This is a genomic window from Bradyrhizobium sp. Ash2021, from assembly GCF_031202265.1.
Classification (GTDB): domain Bacteria; phylum Pseudomonadota; class Alphaproteobacteria; order Rhizobiales; family Xanthobacteraceae; genus Bradyrhizobium.
This window is the reverse complement of the sequence record NZ_CP100604.1, coordinates 6368009-6384533: the sequence shown is the minus strand read 5'-3', so window position 1 is coordinate 6384533 and position 16525 is coordinate 6368009. Positions and strand designations below refer to the sequence as shown.

The following is a 16525-nucleotide window of genomic DNA, read 5'->3' as shown; positions in this document are numbered from 1 at the left end:
GCATGCCATGGTGGATCGAAGCGCGCGTTTGCCGACTGAGGCCGAAATCGCCGAGATCAATGCACGGCACCTGATCGAGACGCCATTGCAACCTGCCGATCTGTTGTTCGTGTTCGGCACCCGCGAAGACGTCGGCGAGCGTGTCGATGAAGCCTGCCGGCTCTGGAGCAAGGGCTACTTTCGCTGGTCCATCGTGAGCGGCGGGATCACGCCGGGATCGAATCGTTCGGAATGCGAAATTATCGCGGAGGTGATGACCGCGCGCGGCATTCCGGCCGACCGTATTCTGCGGGAGCATCGCGCGATGAACACCGGCGAAAACGTGATCTTCTCGCTGCCGCTTATCGACGCCGCGCTCGGATTGAAAAATATCCGCAGCGTGATCTGTCTCGGCAATACCTGGACCGCGCGCCGCTATCCGATGACGCTGCAGCGCCACTGGCCGGAAGTGGAGAAGATGCTGGTCATGGTCGATAGTTTCAAGACGCCGCGGGCGCTGTGGCATACTGATCCCGAATTCCGCCGCCGTATCCTCTTCGAATGGGACAAGATCGAGCCCTACAAGGCGAAGGGTTTTATCGCGGAGTGGCCGGTCAATTGAGCGGCGAGGGTGACCTGGAGCCGGTCTATTCGGTGGATTCAAAATCCTCTTCGTTGGCGCGCAGCATTCCCGCCAGCGTTCGCAGTCCTGCATCGAGCTGATCGATGGGCGGTGCGGCCAGCGCCAGCCGTATCGCATTAGGCGCGTGCCCGGGGCTCACCGCAAAGGTCGACGAGGGCGTCAGCGCGATGTCGCGGCGGGCCGCGGCGGCGACGAATGTCTGCGACCGCCAGTGCGGCGGCAGTGTCAGCCACAGATGATAGGATTTCGGATTGGTCTGGATTTCGAAACCGGCAAGCCGCTCCGCTGCCAGCTGTTGACGGCGCCGCGCATCGGCGCGCTTGAGCCTGACGAGTTCGGACGCTGTGCCGTCGGCCATCATCCGCTGTGCGGCCGCGAAGGCATAGCCTGACGCGGTCCATCCGCCTGATCGTACGGATGCCATGACGCTCTCGCGCAAACGTGGCGGCGGAACGATGAAGCCGAGCGCGAGGCCTGGGGCTACCTTCTTGGAAAGGCTGTCGATCACGACGCAGGAATCCGGCGCCAATGCCGCCAGTGGCGCCTCGTCATCGAGGAAGCCATAAACCGCATCCTCGATCACGGTGAGGCCGAGTTTTTCGACGACGCGCAACAGGTCGGCGCGCCGTGAGCCCGGCATCGTCATGCCCAGCGGATTCTGAATCGTCGGCTGGATGTACAGCGCGCCGAGATGCGCTTCACGGCGGGCTTTCTGTACCGCGTCCGGCCGCACGCCGTGTTCGTCCATCGCCAGCGGCACCAGCGTCACCCCGAGCCGGGCGGCGATGCCTTTGATGAAGGGATAGGTCAGCGCCTCGACGCCGCAGCGGCCGCCGGGCGGCACGATCGCGGAAAGGGCGGCGCCAATGCTTTGCCGGCCGTTGGCGGTGAACACGAACTGCTCAGCGGGAGCCGACCAGCCGTTCTGGGACAGGAAATCCGCCGAGATGTTTCTCGCAGCCTTCGTCCCTGCACTGGTGCCTTGCCTCAATGCGGCCTCTAGCGCTTCCGGCCGCTCCAGGCCTTCGAGGCTTTTTGCGATCAGGGCCGATTGGTTCGGCAGCAGCGGGTAGTTGATTTCCAGGTCGATGCGGGCGCCGCGCGGCTCGGTCGGCGCTGACATCCCGCGGCGCGGCTGTCCAGAGATGAAGGTGCCGCGTCCGACCTCACCGACCACGAGGCCGCGGCGCAACAGCTCGGTGTAGACGCGGCTCGCGGTCGAAACCGCGATCTTGCGCTCATAGGCGAAGCTGCGCTGCGGCGGCAGGCGGTCGCCGGGCTTGAGGCCGCCATTGGCGATCTCGGCGGCGACCGCATCGGCAAGCCTGAGATATTCGAATTTCGACATTATTGCACCGAGAGCAATGCTTTACTTGCACCGAGAAATGTACCGGATCATCTAGGTCATATCAACCCAGCGATTGCACTGAGGAGCAAGCAATCCAACGTCACAAATGGTGCAGCCGCTGTCGGTCAGCGTTTGCGCCAGCGGCATCGCCTTGCCGGACGAAAGCCAACCGGAGAAGAAAAATGACCACGATGTCCTCGACTGCCGCGCAACGCACGTCCGCCAACCCGTCCGGTGGACTTGTCCGTTGGATCGAAGGTTGGGTGAATAACCTCGCCGCCAATTGGGTTCGCCGGGAAGCCATCAAAGCGCTGCGGCAACTGGACGATCGTGCGCTCCGCGATATCGGGATCAGCCGCTGTCACATCGAGCGGGCGGTCTGGGGCATTGTCGATCGGGAACTCGGCCGGCTTCGCTGAACGCCGCCGCCCCAAGGGCGCAATGAGTTCGAACTCGACAGGAAAACAACATGACCATCGCGGTTGACCATCGGTCGCACCGCATCGGCCGGCCGACCGCGGGAAGTCTCGCAAGACTTCTCGGCATCGGCTATGGCGTTGCGGTCTATGCGATCTTTCTCGCGACGCTGCTTTACGCGGTCGGTTTCGTCAGCGGCGTCGTCGTTCCCAAGCAGATCGATACCGGCGCGACCTGGCCGTCCTCGGTGGCGCTTTGCATCGACCTGCAGTTGCTCGGCCTCTTCGTGGCTCAACACAGTGCCATGGCGCGGCGTGGCTTCAAGCGTGTGTTGACCCGGCACGTCCCGCCTTTGGTGGAGCGAAGCACATATGTGCTGTGCACCAGTCTGGTGCTCATCGTCTTGTTCGCGGCATGGCAGCCGTTGCCTGCCGTGGTGTGGCGGGCGGCTGATCCGCGCGCGGTGGCGGCGATCCATTCGCTGTCGCTGTTCGGCTGGCTGCTCGTATTCGGCACCTTCCTGACCGGGCATTTCGAAGGGTTCGGACGCAAGCGGGTGCTCGGCGCCGGTCATGACGGCAGGCCACTTCCTGTTCGCCGGCGCGATGACGGCCTACCTGTTCATCGGCATCTGGCTCGAGGAGCGCGATCTTCTTGCCTTCTTCGGCGATCAGTACCGGCGATATCGCCAGCGGGTCGCGATGCTGTTGCCCGGGATTTTCTGATCGCCTCCGCTGTTTTGCGTGGATATATCAGTGCCGCACCACCAGCACCGAGCATTTGGCGTAGCGCACCACATGGCCGGCATTGGAGCCGAGGAAATAGGTCCGCATCGCCGGCCGGTGCGACGTCATCACGATCAGATCGGCCTTGATCGCGGCCGCCTCTTCGAGGATCTCGTGATAAATGCCGCCCTGGCGGACCGCGGTGGATATGCGCGACGGCTCGATGCCGGATTCCCGCGCCACGATCGTAAGCGCTTCTTCCGAGATCTCGCGCTGCTGGGTGTCAAAATCGGCCGGCACATATTCCGCCAGCATCACCGGCGTCATCGGCAGCACGTTCAATAGCCGCACCGAGCCGCTCCAGGTCTTCGACAGCGTGGCAGCGGTAGCGATCGCAGGCTTCGCCAGATCGGTATCGGCCAGATCGATCGGCACGAGAATCGAATTGAACATCTGCGCCTCCTGTTCGAGGTCACTTTAGCACGTCGGAATCAGGATGTCCGCCAGCCCTAATCGCCCGAAATTCTCTTCAATAATTTCGGGCTGATGAACAGTACGAGTTTGCCGCGGCGGAACGCGACATCGTTCCAGTCGTCGGTCGCGAAGTCGAATATGGCGAAGCCTGCGGTCGGCAAATTGTGTTCGAGCGCCTTCTTCGCGGCGGCGTCGCCGCTGCCGGTGAGCGTCAGCGCCAGTTCGTGCATGCCGGGATTATGCCCGACCACCAAGAGCCGCCGCGGATCGTTGACGGAGGCCATACGGATGGTTTGCAACAGCTGGGCCGGATCGGCGCCGTAGAGTTCGGGCAGGAATTCGACCTGTGGCTGCCGGGCATGATGCTTCATCGCTTCCCGGGCGATCTCCCAGGTCTGGAGTGCCCGGACCGCCGGTGAAACCAGCACGAGGTCGGGAAACGGCGGATGCCGGCCGATCCAGTCGCCGATCGTGGCGGCATCGTGCCGGCCGCGGTCGTCCAGACGGCGGTCCTGGTCCTGCCCGGACGGAGCGTTACTTTCGGTCTTGGCATGACGCAACAGCATCAAACGGCGCATGATCACAATCTCGATTCGGTCTCGGTCTGAATTAATCTACAAGCTCATGCCCGGGACAAGGTGACAAGCGTCGCAGCGATCCCTAAGAAAACGCCATGGCCGAGACTTCCACAGGTACCCCCGACCAAGCCGGTGACGACGCGCCGTTTCGCACGCGTCTTTCGTTCGACATGGACGTCGATATTTGCGTGGTCGGGGCCGGGCTCGCCGGTCTGACGGTGGCGCGGGAGGCCGCGCGCCTTGGCGCCAGCGTCGCCGTGCTCGAAGGCCGCCATGTCGGCTGGAACGCGTCCGGACATCAACTCGGCACGGTCATGCCGGGTTACGGTCTGCCGATCGGCGACTTGATCGAGCGCATCGGCCTCGAGGACGCCCGCGAACTCTGGTCGCTGTCGAAGGAGGGCGCCGATTATGTTCGCGCTGCCGCCACCGAAGAATTAATGCCGGGCATCGCGCTGACCGAGGGTGCGCTGGAAGTCTCCAACGTCGATGCCGGCGAAACGCTGATCAACCGGCTGCAAACGCTGAGCGAGGATTTCGAGACCGAGGTCGAAGGCTGGCAGGTCGATCGCGTCCGCGCCGAGCTCAAGACCGGGCGCTATTTCCACGGCATCCATTACCCCCGGGCGTTCCAGATCGACGGCCGTAAATATGTTCACGGCCTGGCAGCGCTGGCGAAGCGGGCCGGCGCCCGCATCTTCGAGGATACGCCGGTCGTCAGCATCGATTCCTCAGGCATTCGCAAGCGGATCGTGACGCCTTCGGCGCGGCTGCGCGCCTCGTACATCGTGCTGGCCGGCAACATCCATCTCGGCGCCGCGTCGCGGCGGCTGTCGGAGACCCTGCTTCCGGTGTGGCGCTATGCCGGGGTCACCGAGCCGCTCGGCGATCGGCTCGCCGAGGTGATCAGCTTTCAGGGCTCGGTGACCGATAGCGACGGCATCGATCATTTCCGGATCGTGGACGGCGACCGCCTGATGTGGGCCAGCCCGGAAACGACCTGGAACGCGGAGCCCGGCCGCTTTGGCTCCGCCATTCAGCGCCGGATCGCCACCGTCTTCCCGCAACTCGGCAAGGTCGCCATGGCCGACATGTTCGGCGGCGCGGTCGGAGTGACCGTGCACGGCATGCCGCAGATCGGCCAGCTGCGCAAAGGTCTGTGGGTCGCCAGCGGCTTCGGCCGCCAGGGCCTGAATACGTCGGCGATGGCCGGGCAATTGATCGCGCGCAGCATCCTGTGGGGTGACGGGCGTTGGCGGCTGTTTTCACCGTTCGAACTGGTCTGGGCCGGCGGCGCGACCGGCCGGGTCGCGGGCCAGCTGATCGGAATGTGGGGGCGGGGAAGCGCCGCCGCCGCCGGCGCGCTGGCGCGCTACCGGGAAGGCGCGCGGGCGAGGGAGCAGGTCCGCGAGGCGCGCCTGGCCGAGGCCAATCGCCAGGCCGGAACCAGGTCGCCACCCCGGCGCCCGCCGCCGTCGGGCGGGCCGCGCCCGGTGCGTCCTGGACCGCCGGTGCGGGCGGAAACGCATGGGGGCGGAACGGAGGCCGCGCCCTCGCAAGAAAGTGAGAAAATTCAGGACGAACCGGTGTAACTTCCCGGGCTGCGCGCCGTATCTGATGGCGAACGAGACATGTTCCGCCTCACACGGAGACCACTATGATTGACCGCCGTATCCTGCTCGCATCGGTTGCAAGCCTGTTTGGCCTTGCCGCTTTCCGCTGGCTGCGCCCGACGTCTGCCCGGGCTGCCGAGAAATTCGAGATCGAAAAGACCGATGCCGAATGGCGCGCGCAACTGACGCCGCAGCAATATGAAATCCTGCGCAAGGAGGGCACCGAACGCCCGGGATCGAGCCCGCTGCTGAACGAGCACCGCAAGGGCATTTTCGCCTGCGCCGGCTGCGACCTGCCGCTGTTCTCCTCGGAGACGAAGTTCGAAAGCGGCACCGGCTGGCCGAGCTTCTACCAGCCGCTCGACAACGCCGTCGGCAAAACCGAAGACCGCACCTTCGGGATGCTGCGCACCGAAATTCACTGCCGCCGCTGCGGCGGCCATCTCGGTCATGTCTTCGACGATGGTCCGAAGCCGACCGGCTTGCGCTACTGCATGGACGGTTTTGCGCTGGTGTTTCACCCCGCAGCGCCGTCGGCTACCTGACGCCTCAAGCCCGGCAATTGTTGCCCGCCCGGCAATTGTGCCCCGGTCCCTGGACCGGGGCTTTTTATTTATGCGACTGATATGATTGCAGTTTTTAGTTTGGCACAACGCTTGCGATGTTCTCCTTCGATTGCGGTCAACGCTTTGCTCAGCGGCGGGCCGTCCGGATCGAATTTGGAGACGATGTTATGGGTATCTTCGACGCTCTCAATACTTCCGTTGCGGGCCTGCAGGCGCAATCCTTCGCGCTTCAGAACATTTCCGGCAATATCGCGAATGCCCAGACGACCGGCTACAAAGGCATAGGCACCTCTTTCGTCGATCTCGTTCCGGATTCGACGAGCCCCGACCGGCAAGTCTCCGGATCGGTCACGGCCTTCGCACGACCGACCATCACCTCGCAGGGAACCGTCTCAGGGTCCACGGTCGCCACGTTCATGGCGATCAACGGCGACGGCTTCTTCTCGGTGCAAAAGGCGATCGGGGTCACGGACAATGTGCCGGTTTTCAACGGCGTCACCGATTATACCCGTCGTGGCGATTTCCAGGTCAACGCCAACGGCAATCTGGTCAACGGCGCCGGCTATTACCTGATGGGCGTGGCGGTCGATCCCAAAACCGGAAACCCGCTCGGCAACGTGCCGCAGGTGCTGCAGTTCCAGAACAATTTCGTTCCGGCGGAGGCCACCAGCGCCATTCAATACGCCGCGAACCTTCCGACCACGCCGCTGACGCCGGCAAGCACCACCGCTCTCGCCGGCTCGGTGTTGGCTGCGGGCGTCCTGAACCCCGGTGATTTCGCCCAAAATCCCCTGGTGATAGGCACCCCGACTTTCGTCAACGCATCCGTGAACGGCACCGCCGCGTCGAGTCAGCTTCCGGCCGCGATCACAACCTCAACGACACTTTCCGGGGCGGCGGGAAGCAACACGCTGACGACGGGCTTTGCGGCCGGCGACACCATTACCGTCGATGGTACGACATTTCATTTTGTGAACACCGGCTCGGTATCCGGCACGTCAGGCAATAATATCGACATCTCCGACTCGGTCGGTACCCTGCTGTCGAAAATCGGTTCGGTCACCGGCGCCGCGCCGACCCTCGCTGGCGGCGTGATCACGCTGAACACGGGCACCGGGCAAGATCTAACGATCACCACTTCGGCGTCGGCGCAGAACGCGTTCGCAGCACTCGGCCTGCCGGCCTCCGGTACCGTCGCGCTGGCGCGAGCCGCCGGCCCCCCCGGCACCGGCATCGTCATTGGCAACGACACCGGGACGTTTCAGAAGGAAAGCATCAGCGGTGGCGCGGTAACGGCTTTCAACGCCGCGGGAACGCCGGTCAACTTGCAAATGCGATGGGCCAAGGTTGACAGCTCCACGCTCGGCGCCGGACATCAGGACACGTGGAATCTTTTTTATCAGAACGATCCCGCCGCGACCGGTACAAATCCCGGCTGGACCAACGTCGGCACGAACTTCACCTTCGGCGCCAACGGCGCATTGATCAGCCCGACAGGTTCGGCGATCCCGGTGACGAACGTACAGGTCAGCGGCCAGTCGCTCGGCACTCTCACGATCAACGTCGGGTCCGGCGGCCTGACCCAATTTGCCACCACCGGTGGCGCGGCGACCATCAACAACATCACGCAGAACGGCTTTGCGGCCGGCCAGCTGCAATCGGTCGCGATCAGCAATAGCGGTCTCGTGGTAGGCACCTTCTCCAACGGACAGAACCTCGATCTCGCCTCGGTCACGTTGTCGCATTTCAACGGCACCAACTACCTGAAAGCGCTCGATGGCGGCGCCTATGCCGTCACCGATCAATCGGGGCCGGCGATCATCGGCGCCTCGGGTACGATCAGCGGTTCCTCGCTCGAGGGCTCGAACACCGACATCGCCGACGAGTTCACCAAGCTGATCGTGACCCAGCAGGCATATTCCGCGAACACCAAGGTGATCACCACGGCCAACAGCATGGTTCAGGATCTGCTGAACGTGCTGCGTTGATGGTCGCTGGCAACACGTCAGCTTGTTTGATCCGAGGCGGCTAAGATGAGTTTGAGTTCGGCCCTCGCCACTGCAATGTCTGGTTTGCGTGCGAACCAGGCCGCGCTTTCGATCACGTCGTCGAATATCGCCAACACCCAGACGCCTGGCTATGTCGCCAAAAGCGTCAATCAGGTCCAGACCCTGAGCGGCGACTTCGGCGCGGGCGTCAACGTCACCGGCGTGTCCCGCCAACTCGATCAATTCGTTCAGAGCCAATTGCGATCGGAGACGTCCGGCGGCGCTTATGCCGACCAGATGGCGAGTGTCCTGACCCAACTGCAATCCGTCTATGGAACGCCCGGAGATGCCGGGACGCTCGAAACCGCATTTTCCAATTTTACGACGGCGCTTCAATCGCTTTCGACGACGTCGGGAAGTTCATCGTCACAAATCTCGGCTGCGACGGCGGCGCAGGCGCTGGCGCAGCAACTGAATGTAACGACGCAGGGTATTCAAACCCTGCGTTCCAATGCCGAGCAGGACATCAACATTTCGGTGGGGCAGGCCAATACGGCCATGACCCAGATCGCGCATCTGAACGTCCAGCTGCAGGGAATGAGCGCAACCGATCCCACGGCGGCCACCCTGATGGATCAACGCGACCAGGCGATAGACAAGCTGTCGCAGCTGATGGATATCCGCGTCTCCACCAATGGAAACAATCAGGCGACCATCTACACCACGAACGGTGTCGAACTGGTCGGCGCTCAGGCCTCCACGCTCAGTTTCAATTCGCAGGGTACGCTGAACGCCAACTCGCAATGGAATGCCAATCCGGCAAATTCATCCGTCGGCACGATCTCGATCAAGCTCGCGAACGGCGCTGTCACGGACATGATCGGGACGGGCTCGATCATCTCCGGTCAGATCGCCGCCGACGTCACGTTGCGGGACAAGACGCTGGTGCAGGCGCAGGCCCAGGTCGATCAGCTCGCGGCATCGTTGGCCAGCGCGCTGTCGAACAAGACCACCGCCGGGACGGCCGCTCCGGCCGCTCTTGCCCCCAAGGCCGGTTTCGATCTCGACCTCTCGAACGTACTGCCCGGCAATACGATCAACCTCACCTATACCGACACGACGACCAACACCCAGCATCAGGTGTCGATCGTGCGGGTCGATGATCCCGCAGCACTTCCCCTGTCGAACGTCGGGGGCAATCCGAACAATCCGGTGATCGGCGTCAATTTTACCGGCGGAATGGCCTCGGTCGTTGCGCAACTGAACGCTGCGCTCGGTAGCTCCAATCTGCAGTTTTCGAATCCGGCCGGGTCTACCTTGCGGGTGCTCGACAACGGCACCGCCACGGCGGCCGTTAACGCGGCGTCGGTTACCACTACGGTTTCGTCGCTTGCGAGCGGTGGTCCGCAACTTCCGTTGTTTACCGACGGGAATGCATTGTACACCGGGGCGATCACGGCGCAGGCCCCGCAACAACTGGGATTGGCTGGACGGATCACGGTCAATGCCGCGCTGCTCGCCGATCCGTCGAAGTTCACGGTCTACAATACTTCACCCACGACGCCCGCCGGCGATACGACGCGTTCGGATTTTCTGTATTCCCAGCTGACGTCGGGCACGTTCACCTACTCGCCGCAGACCGGGCTTGGCACGGTCGCGACGCCGTTCAAGGGGACGCTGTCAGGTTTCATGCAGCAGTTCCTGAGCCTGCAGAGCAATGCATCCACCTCGGCGACGCAGCTTCAGCAGGGGCAGGACGTCGTCGTCAACACGTTGCAACAGAAAATGAAAGCCACTTCCGGGGTCAATATCGATACCGAGGTGGCCAATTTGATCGCTTTGCAGAATTCCTACGCGGCCAATGCTCACGTGATGTCTGTGGTTCAGACCATGATGTCCACCTTGATGCAAGTCCAGTTGTAAGGCGATCGACATGGCAATCAACAGCGTCAGTTTCGGCAGTTCCGTTCTCAACCAGTCGATAGTTGATCTCAAAAATCAGCTGACGATGCTGCAGTCGCAGCTGACGACCGGGAAAAAGTCGACGTCCTATGCAGGCATGGGGGTCAACGAGGGATTCGCGATCGCCGCCCGGTCGCAATTGGCCAACATTTCCGCCTTCTCCGACACGATGAGCAACATCAACACCAACATCGGCGTCGCCAACACGGCCCTGCAGGCGATGGTCGACATCGGAACCACGGTTCAAAACAGCGCGAACAGTTCGTCGCAGGCGCTAAACAGCGCGGGCCAGACCATCGCGCAGCAGACCGCCAGCTCTCAACTGACTTCGATGCTGGGTATTCTGAATACCCAGGCGGGTGATCGCTACCTGTTTTCGGGCAGCGCCATCAATACGCCGTCCGTTGCCTCGATCGATACCATTCTCAACGGAACCACCACCCAGGCCGGGTTGAAGCAGGTGACCTCCGAGCGGAGGCAAGCGGATCTCGGTACCAACGGCCTCGGTCGTCTCGTTATTTCTTCGCCGACGCCGAGCTCGGTTCAAGTGGCGGAGGACGTCGCAGGCTCGCCGTTCGGCCTGAAGCTGAACGCGGTGTCGTCCTCGCTGACCGGCGCGACCGTCACCGGTCCCGGCGGATCGCCGAACGGCGTTTCGATCAATCTCGGCGCGACCAACCCAAACAACGGCGATCAGGTCAGCTTCAAGTTTAATCTGCCGGACGGTACGACCGAATCGATTCAGCTCACCGCCTCGAGCGCAACGCCGCTGCCGACCGGGAGCTTCGCCATCGGCACGACGCCGGCGGCGACCGCTGCCAACCTGAACGCGGCGCTGACCACGGCGATCGGCACGCTTGCCAATACATCGCTGGTGGCCGCTTCGGCCGTCGAGGCGGGCAACGATTTTTTCAACACGACTGGAACCGCTGCCGGAACCGTGGCCCACAACCAGGCGGCTGTTCCTGCGCCGATCACCGGCGCGACGCTGTTATCCGGTGTCGCGGGTACGGACTCGCTGGCTACCAGCTTCGCAGCTGGCGACACCATCACCGTCAACGGCACACCGATCACTTTCGTCGCTGCCGGCGCGACCGGAAACCAGCTCAACGTCACCGACAGCGTCCAGACACTCTTGACGAAAATCGATTCGATCACGGGCACCTCGACCCCGTCGAACGTCAGCGGCGGTGTGGTCACGCTGCACACCGACGATGCCGCGAGCCTTTCGGTCACGAGTTCGAACCCGGCCGCATTTGCGGCGCTCGGACTCGGCCCCACGGTGACGGCGATCAAGCCGCCGCTGCGCGTCAGTGGCTCGCCACTGGGCTCCGCCACCTCGTTTGTCAGCGGTACGCCGGCAAATACCGTATCCTGGTACACCGGCAATCCAGGGCCGCTGGCTTCAGCGCGCGCATCGTCGACCGCGCGGATCGATCAGTCGGTGACCGTTCAATACGGGGCGCAGGCCAATGAATCCGCGATTCGTTCGCAGCTTCAAACCCTGGCGGTTTTTTCAGCGTTCTCTGCTCCGCCTGCGGGGACAAATTCCGCGGGGCAGATTCTGGCGCTGAGCCAGCGGGTGGCGCAAGGTCTGACGTCGCATCCGGGTACGCAAACGATCCAGGACATTCAGGCGGATTTTGCCGCGGCGCAGATGACGATGAAAAATGCGACGAGTCGGCAAAAGCAAAGTCAGGCGATGCTGCAGAGTATCGTTGACCAGGCCGAGACCGTTTCGCCTGATCAGGTGGCGAGCGAGGTCCTCGCACTCCAGACCAGCCTGCAGGCTTCCTATCAGACGACGTCGATGCTCTCCCAGCTCACCCTGACGAAGTATCTTCCGGTCGGCTAACCGCGGTCATTAGCCTTTCGTTAACCACGTCTATTTAACGTTTGTTCAGAACTGCAGGCCGTGTCAGCCGCGTCGGAGCTAATCATGAACGAACAGTTTCACCTCGTGGTGGCGACGCCCTGCTTCGGCGGGCAGGTCTCAAGTATCTATGCCAGCTCGATTTTTCAGCTGCAGCGGGCGGTGCGCTCCAAATCAAACATCGACCTCAAGGTCCTGATGCGGGATGGCGACGCGCTGATTACGCGGGCGCGGGCCAACCTGGTGACGATGTTCCTCGACGATCCCGCCGCAACCCATTTCCTGTTCGTGGACGCCGATATCGGCTTTACCCCCAACCAGGTGTTTCGGCTGATCGAATCCGGCGCGGATGTGGTGGCCGGCATTTATCCGATCAAGCGGGTCAACTGGGACAAGGCAAAGCGGGCGCTGCATTCCAATCCGTCGAAAGCGCCGTCGGCGGCGCTGGATTACGTGCTCGAGTTCGACGATCCGGACCAGGTCGTCGTCGTCAACGGCTTTACGCGGGTGCGCTACGCCGGAACCGGTTTCCTGATGATCAGGCGGCACGTTCTGGAACGGATGTGCGAACATCCGGCCTACGCATCGCTGCAGTTTTTCCGCGAACATTCTGCCGACGCCCTCGCCGGAAGCCCCAACCGCTTTGCATTGTTCGAGTGCATGATCGATCCGAACACCGGGACTTACCTCAGCGAGGATTTCGCCTTCTGCAAACGCTGGACGGATATCGGCGGCGAAATCTGGGCTGATCTCGAAAGCCGCCTCGATCACGTCGGTCCGTCCGTGTTTCATGGCGATCTCTCCTCGCAATTTGCAACGGCTGCAGCCGCGCCGAAAGCTGCGTGAGTGACATTGACGCCGCCGCTCTGCAGGTTCCGTTTGCATGCGGTACATGCCTGGCCTTGTTGGACGCGCCGCGATTGTTGTCCATCCCTGGAGTTGCGACATGCAGCCTGATTTCGAAGCGCCGATCGCGACCGCCAAGCTGCCGTGCGCGGACCGGATCGGATTTGCCAGGCTCACGACGATGGCATTTAACGGGACCGATCTTCGCCCGTTGCGGGATGAGCTGATTTCGAAGGTTGCCGGCGGAACCGCCGACGCCGGTGAGGGGCTCGACCTGTCGCTGATCGCGCAACTGCTCGGCGACAAGCCGACGGGACTGGCCATCCAGGCAGAAGTGCTTGCGTTTCACCAGTTGTTCCGGTCGCCATGCGCGGCCGAACAGCCGAAACTGCGCGTCCTCGCCCTGGCGGCCTCGATCGACATGGGCGGCAACACGCCCATCGAATTCCTGCTCGAGGACTCCGCGATCGAGTTGCTGACGCTTTATGTCGTGGCCGGAGTCCCGCTGCCGGTACCGCTGCCCGATCATGACATTGCGATCGTGATCGCTTCCGACTCGGAAGAATGCCGCGATGCGCTCCGCATCATCGATCAGGCGGCGGCTGGCTGGCCGCGGCCGATGCTCAATCCACCGCGCCTCGTTGCAAATCTGGACCGTGACAAATTGCATAATTTGCTGCGCGGGATCAAAGGACTCGATATTCCCGCAACCGTATCTGTGACCCGCGCGCAGTTATCGGACGCGTCCAGGCCGAATATCAAGCCGGATCCCAAGTCGGATCTTCTGCTTGCCGGTGTTGCGCCGGAACTCCGGTTTCCGTTGATCGTCCGGCCGCGTGGTTCGCATGCCGGCGTCGGGCTGGCCAGGATTGACGGGCCGGCTGCGATCGACCGATATCTTGCCGAAAGAGCCGAGCAGGAATTTTTCGTCTCCCGCTTCGTCGATTACGCCAATGATGACGGTCTGTTTCGCAAATATCGAATAGTTGTCATCGATGGCCGCGCGTACGCCTGCCACATGGCGATCGCAGACCGGTGGGATATCTGGTACCTGAACGCGAACATGGCATTCAGCGCCAGCAAGCGGCTCGAAGAAGAGAGCTTCATGCGCGACTTCGAAACCGCCTTCGCGGTTCGCCATCAAGACGCGCTGGCCGCAATGGCGGAGCGGGTACGGCTCGACTATTTCACCATCGACTGTGCGGAAAACAAGCGCGGGGATTTGCTGATATTCGAAGCGGACAATACCGCCGTCGTGCACAACATGGATTCGCCGGATCTGTTCCCCTACAAGCCGCCGCAGATGCGCAAGATCTTCGAAGCGTTCGCCGCGATGTTGTATCGCCGGTCCCGGCCCGGCCGCGAGCAGGCCGCGTGACAAAAACGGTGCGCGAAGCGTTGCTGCAATCCGAGTCGAGCCACACCCTCGACCCGCAAGATTGGGACGCGATTCGCGCACAGGGTCATCGCATGCTCGATGACATGATCGACTACATCGCCAACATTCGCGATCGCCCGGTCTGGCAGCCGATACCGGATGAGGTTCGGGCGCGGTTTCGCGCCGAGCTTCCGCGTCAGGCTTCCGAGCTCGGAGATGTCTATCGGGAGTTCGCCGATTTCGTCGTTCCCTACGCGACCGGCAATGTTCATCCGGGCTTCATGGGATGGGTGCATGGCGGCGGTACCGCCGTCGGCATGCTGGCGGAGATGCTGGCTGCCGGACTGAACGCCAATCTCGGCGGACGCGATCACATTCCGATCGAGGTCGAACGTCAGGTCGTGGAATGGACCCGCCAGATGCTCAGCTTTCCGAGCGAGGCGAGCGGCATTTTCGTCACCGGCACATCGATGGCAAATCTGATGGCGGTGCTGGTGGCGCGGACGACAGCACTCGGACAATCGGTCCGGCAGTGCGGCGTCGAACGCGCGGCGCTGACGGCCTATACTTCGAAGGCGGCACACGGGTGCATCACCAAGGCGATGGATATCGCCGGCTTCGGCAGCGACGCGTTGCGGTGCATCGAAGTCGATCGATTCCACCGCATCGACGTTGCCGCGTTGCGGTGCCGGATTGCGCTGGACCGCGAGGCCGGATTGAATCCCTTCCTCGTCGTCGGCTCGGCGGGGACGGTGGACATCGGGGCCATCGATGATCTTGTGGCGTTGAGCGCGCTATGCCGTGAAGAGGGGCTCTGGTTTCACGTCGATGGCGCCTTTGGCGCCCTCGGAATTCTCTCGCCGGTGCTCGCGCCGCGGCTCGCCGGGCTAGAAAGCGCGGATTCGATCGCGCTTGATTTCCACAAATGGGGGCAGGTGCCCTATGACGCCGGCTTCCTGATTGTCCGCGACGGCCAGCGGCATCGCGACACGTTTTCGTCGCCGGCGGCGTATTTGCGCCGCGAGACGCGGGGGCTTTCCGCGGGCTCACCCTGGCCTTGTGACCTCGGCCCCGATCTGTCGCGGGGCTTTCGGGCGCTCAAGACCTGGTTCACGTTGAAAATCTTCGGTACTGAACGGTTGGGAGCCGTCATCACGCGCACCTGCGCGCTTGCCGGATATCTGGAGTCCCGTGTGCTGGCTGAGCCGCGGCTGGAGCTGCTTGCGCCGGTGCAGCTCAATATCGTTTGCTTCCGTTACCGCGCCGCGGATACCAACAAGGTCAATGGCGATATTGTCATGGACATTCAGGAATCCGGGATAGCGGCTCCCTCGACGACGCTCCTCGATGGCGAACTCGCCATACGTGCGGCTATCGTCAATCACCGCACCGAGGCCCGCGATATCGATGCACTGATCGCCGCGGTGCTTGAATTTGGCGCGCGGCGCTCAGCTTCCGAAGACGGCGCAGTGCCGGAATTGGAGCAATCTCCACCGCTGGCAATGTAGGCGATTTCGGGCGGAACGGCGAACTGCCGTTCACGCCTCGGTCGTGCCGAGCAGCCTTGTTGTGGCGTTACGCCGATTTGCGCTCGTCGCCGGCGTCCTGCGGGCGTTTTGCAGCTGCAATCAGCTTCTCTTCATGGGCGATCAACTTCTTCGACTCTTTCAGCGCGTGATAGAGATCGCCGTTCAGGATGTGGTTGTTGATCCCCTCGATGAAGGGCCAGCCGCTGGGCATGGCAGTCAGGATGTCGCGGACCAGGCTGAAATAGGTCGGGTGCTGGGCCATCGGATCCGGCGCAAGATACATCAGCTGCACCGCGAGATAGACCAGCTTGGCCGGGGTGTCGGCGGACTCGGGTGTCAGGATATCCTTCTCGCGCAGGATCGGAATCCGGTCGCCGTCGATCAGCAGCCGGGCGCGCTGATCGGTGTTGGTGACCACGCAAGCGCCGATGATGATTCGTTCGTGCGGTTTGAGCTCGACTTTTAAGGCCATGCCTGTTCTCCGTTGTCGCTCTTCGCGCAGATTATCGATGCCCGCCGGCCGATTCGCATCCTTTCTGATGATGGTTAACCATTGGTAAACGCATGATTAGTGCAATTGTGGCGCGGGTAAACGCGAAAGGTCCG

At 62.6% G+C, this 16525-nt stretch carries 16 protein-coding genes; 11 read left to right on the top strand and 5 right to left on the bottom strand.

Translation table 11 applies throughout. From position 1 onward, the window contains the following. The first annotated feature begins 7 nt into the window (after nt 1-7). Complete coding sequence (locus tag NL528_RS30985) at nt 8-601, top strand: YdcF family protein (RefSeq protein ID WP_309178168.1); 594 nt, start codon at nt 8-10, stop codon at nt 599-601. A gap of 25 nt (nt 602-626) precedes the next feature. Here the strand turns inward: NL528_RS30985 and NL528_RS30980 are convergent, their stop codons facing one another. Further along, nucleotides 627-1970: a PLP-dependent aminotransferase family protein gene (locus tag NL528_RS30980; RefSeq protein ID WP_309178167.1), complete on the bottom strand. Its 1344-nt coding sequence runs from the start codon at nt 1968-1970 to the stop codon at nt 627-629. Nucleotides 1971-2152: 182 nt separating this feature from the next. Here NL528_RS30980 and NL528_RS30975 point away from each other — a divergent pair, with 182 nt between their 5' ends. Then, nucleotides 2153-2389: a DUF1127 domain-containing protein gene (locus NL528_RS30975; RefSeq protein ID WP_309178166.1), complete on the top strand. Its 237-nt coding sequence runs from the start codon at nt 2153-2155 to the stop codon at nt 2387-2389. Here NL528_RS30975 and NL528_RS30970 read toward each other — a convergent pair. Then, nucleotides 2332-2961 carry a hypothetical protein gene (locus tag NL528_RS30970; protein ID WP_309178165.1) on the bottom strand — a complete coding sequence of 210 codons (630 nt, stop codon included), beginning with the start codon at nt 2959-2961 and terminating at the stop codon, nt 2332-2334. The two genes, NL528_RS30975 and NL528_RS30970, sit on opposite strands and share 58 nt — an antisense overlap. On the opposite strand from NL528_RS30970, the gene NL528_RS30965 reads away from it, so the two are divergent. Then, on the top strand, nt 2960-3112 hold the full coding sequence (locus NL528_RS30965) for a hypothetical protein (protein ID WP_309178164.1): 153 nt from the start codon (nt 2960-2962) through the stop codon (nt 3110-3112). The genes NL528_RS30970 and NL528_RS30965 overlap by 2 nt on opposite strands. Before the next feature lie 27 nt (nt 3113-3139). Here NL528_RS30965 and NL528_RS30960 read toward each other — a convergent pair whose 3' ends face one another. After that, nucleotides 3140-3565 carry a universal stress protein gene (locus NL528_RS30960; protein WP_309178162.1) on the bottom strand — a complete coding sequence of 142 codons (426 nt, stop codon included), beginning with the start codon at nt 3563-3565 and terminating at the stop codon, nt 3140-3142. Nucleotides 3566-3621: 56 nt separating this feature from the next. Continuing rightward, nucleotides 3622-4164: a histidine phosphatase family protein gene (locus NL528_RS30955; RefSeq protein ID WP_309178161.1), complete on the bottom strand. Its 543-nt coding sequence runs from the start codon at nt 4162-4164 to the stop codon at nt 3622-3624. 95 nt (nt 4165-4259) lie between these two features. On the opposite strand from NL528_RS30955, the gene NL528_RS30950 reads away from it, so the two are divergent. The 8 genes from NL528_RS30950 (at nt 4260) to NL528_RS30915 (ending at nt 15898) form a co-directional block, all read left to right on the top strand. Continuing rightward, nucleotides 4260-5756, top strand: a complete 1497-nt coding sequence (locus tag NL528_RS30950; protein WP_309178160.1) for an FAD-binding oxidoreductase — start codon at nt 4260-4262, stop codon at nt 5754-5756. Between the two features lie 65 nt (nt 5757-5821). Next, nucleotides 5822-6322, top strand: a complete 501-nt coding sequence (gene msrB / locus NL528_RS30945) for a peptide-methionine (R)-S-oxide reductase MsrB (RefSeq protein ID WP_309178159.1) — start codon at nt 5822-5824, stop codon at nt 6320-6322. Nucleotides 6323-6510: 188 nt separating this feature from the next. After that, complete coding sequence (locus NL528_RS30940) at nt 6511-8331, top strand: flagellar hook-basal body complex protein (RefSeq protein ID WP_309178158.1); 1821 nt, start codon at nt 6511-6513, stop codon at nt 8329-8331. Nucleotides 8332-8376: 45 nt separating this feature from the next. Further along, nucleotides 8377-10254, top strand: a complete 1878-nt coding sequence (gene flgK / locus NL528_RS30935) for a flagellar hook-associated protein FlgK (protein ID WP_309178157.1) — start codon at nt 8377-8379, stop codon at nt 10252-10254. Between the two features lie 10 nt (nt 10255-10264). Next, a complete protein-coding gene (locus NL528_RS30930) occupies nt 10265-12148 on the top strand; it encodes a flagellar protein (protein WP_309178156.1) in 1884 nt (627 codons plus the stop codon). A gap of 84 nt (nt 12149-12232) precedes the next feature. Beyond that, entirely contained in the window at nt 12233-13012 is a 780-nt protein-coding gene (locus tag NL528_RS30925) for a hypothetical protein (RefSeq protein ID WP_309178155.1), read from the top strand. 100 nt (nt 13013-13112) lie between these two features. Beyond that, nucleotides 13113-14390 (top strand): hypothetical protein, encoded by a 1278-nt coding sequence (locus tag NL528_RS30920; protein ID WP_309178154.1) that lies wholly within the window; start codon nt 13113-13115, stop codon nt 14388-14390. Beyond that, nucleotides 14387-15898: an aspartate aminotransferase family protein gene (locus NL528_RS30915; protein WP_309178153.1), complete on the top strand. Its 1512-nt coding sequence runs from the start codon at nt 14387-14389 to the stop codon at nt 15896-15898. Before NL528_RS30920 ends, NL528_RS30915 begins: the two co-directional genes overlap by 4 nt. 67 nt (nt 15899-15965) lie before the next feature. On the opposite strand, the gene flbT is transcribed toward NL528_RS30915, so the two are convergent. After that, nucleotides 15966-16391, bottom strand: a complete 426-nt coding sequence (gene flbT / locus NL528_RS30910; RefSeq protein ID WP_309178151.1) for a flagellar biosynthesis repressor FlbT — start codon at nt 16389-16391, stop codon at nt 15966-15968. Nucleotides 16392-16525: the final 134 nt, after the last annotated feature.

Coding starts and splice junctions, on each gene's coding strand:
- NL528_RS30985 (WP_309178168.1), top strand. CDS start 8: ATGGTGGATCGAAGCGCGCGTTTGCCGACTGAGGCCGAAATCGCCGAG.
- NL528_RS30980 (WP_309178167.1), bottom strand. CDS start 1,970: ATGTCGAAATTCGAATATCTCAGGCTTGCCGATGCGGTCGCCGCCGAG.
- NL528_RS30975 (WP_309178166.1), top strand. CDS start 2,153: ATGACCACGATGTCCTCGACTGCCGCGCAACGCACGTCCGCCAACCCG.
- NL528_RS30965 (WP_309178164.1), top strand. CDS start 2,960: ATGACGGCAGGCCACTTCCTGTTCGCCGGCGCGATGACGGCCTACCTG.
- NL528_RS30970 (WP_309178165.1), bottom strand. CDS start 2,961: ATGACCGGCGCCGAGCACCCGCTTGCGTCCGAACCCTTCGAAATGCCC.
- NL528_RS30960 (WP_309178162.1), bottom strand. CDS start 3,565: ATGTTCAATTCGATTCTCGTGCCGATCGATCTGGCCGATACCGATCTG.
- NL528_RS30955 (WP_309178161.1), bottom strand. CDS start 4,164: ATGCGCCGTTTGATGCTGTTGCGTCATGCCAAGACCGAAAGTAACGCT.
- NL528_RS30950 (WP_309178160.1), top strand. CDS start 4,260: ATGGCCGAGACTTCCACAGGTACCCCCGACCAAGCCGGTGACGACGCG.
- msrB (WP_309178159.1), top strand. CDS start 5,822: ATGATTGACCGCCGTATCCTGCTCGCATCGGTTGCAAGCCTGTTTGGC.
- NL528_RS30940 (WP_309178158.1), top strand. CDS start 6,511: ATGGGTATCTTCGACGCTCTCAATACTTCCGTTGCGGGCCTGCAGGCG.
- flgK (WP_309178157.1), top strand. CDS start 8,377: ATGAGTTTGAGTTCGGCCCTCGCCACTGCAATGTCTGGTTTGCGTGCG.
- NL528_RS30930 (WP_309178156.1), top strand. CDS start 10,265: ATGGCAATCAACAGCGTCAGTTTCGGCAGTTCCGTTCTCAACCAGTCG.
- NL528_RS30925 (WP_309178155.1), top strand. CDS start 12,233: ATGAACGAACAGTTTCACCTCGTGGTGGCGACGCCCTGCTTCGGCGGG.
- NL528_RS30920 (WP_309178154.1), top strand. CDS start 13,113: ATGCAGCCTGATTTCGAAGCGCCGATCGCGACCGCCAAGCTGCCGTGC.
- flbT (WP_309178151.1), bottom strand. CDS start 16,391: ATGGCCTTAAAAGTCGAGCTCAAACCGCACGAACGAATCATCATCGGC.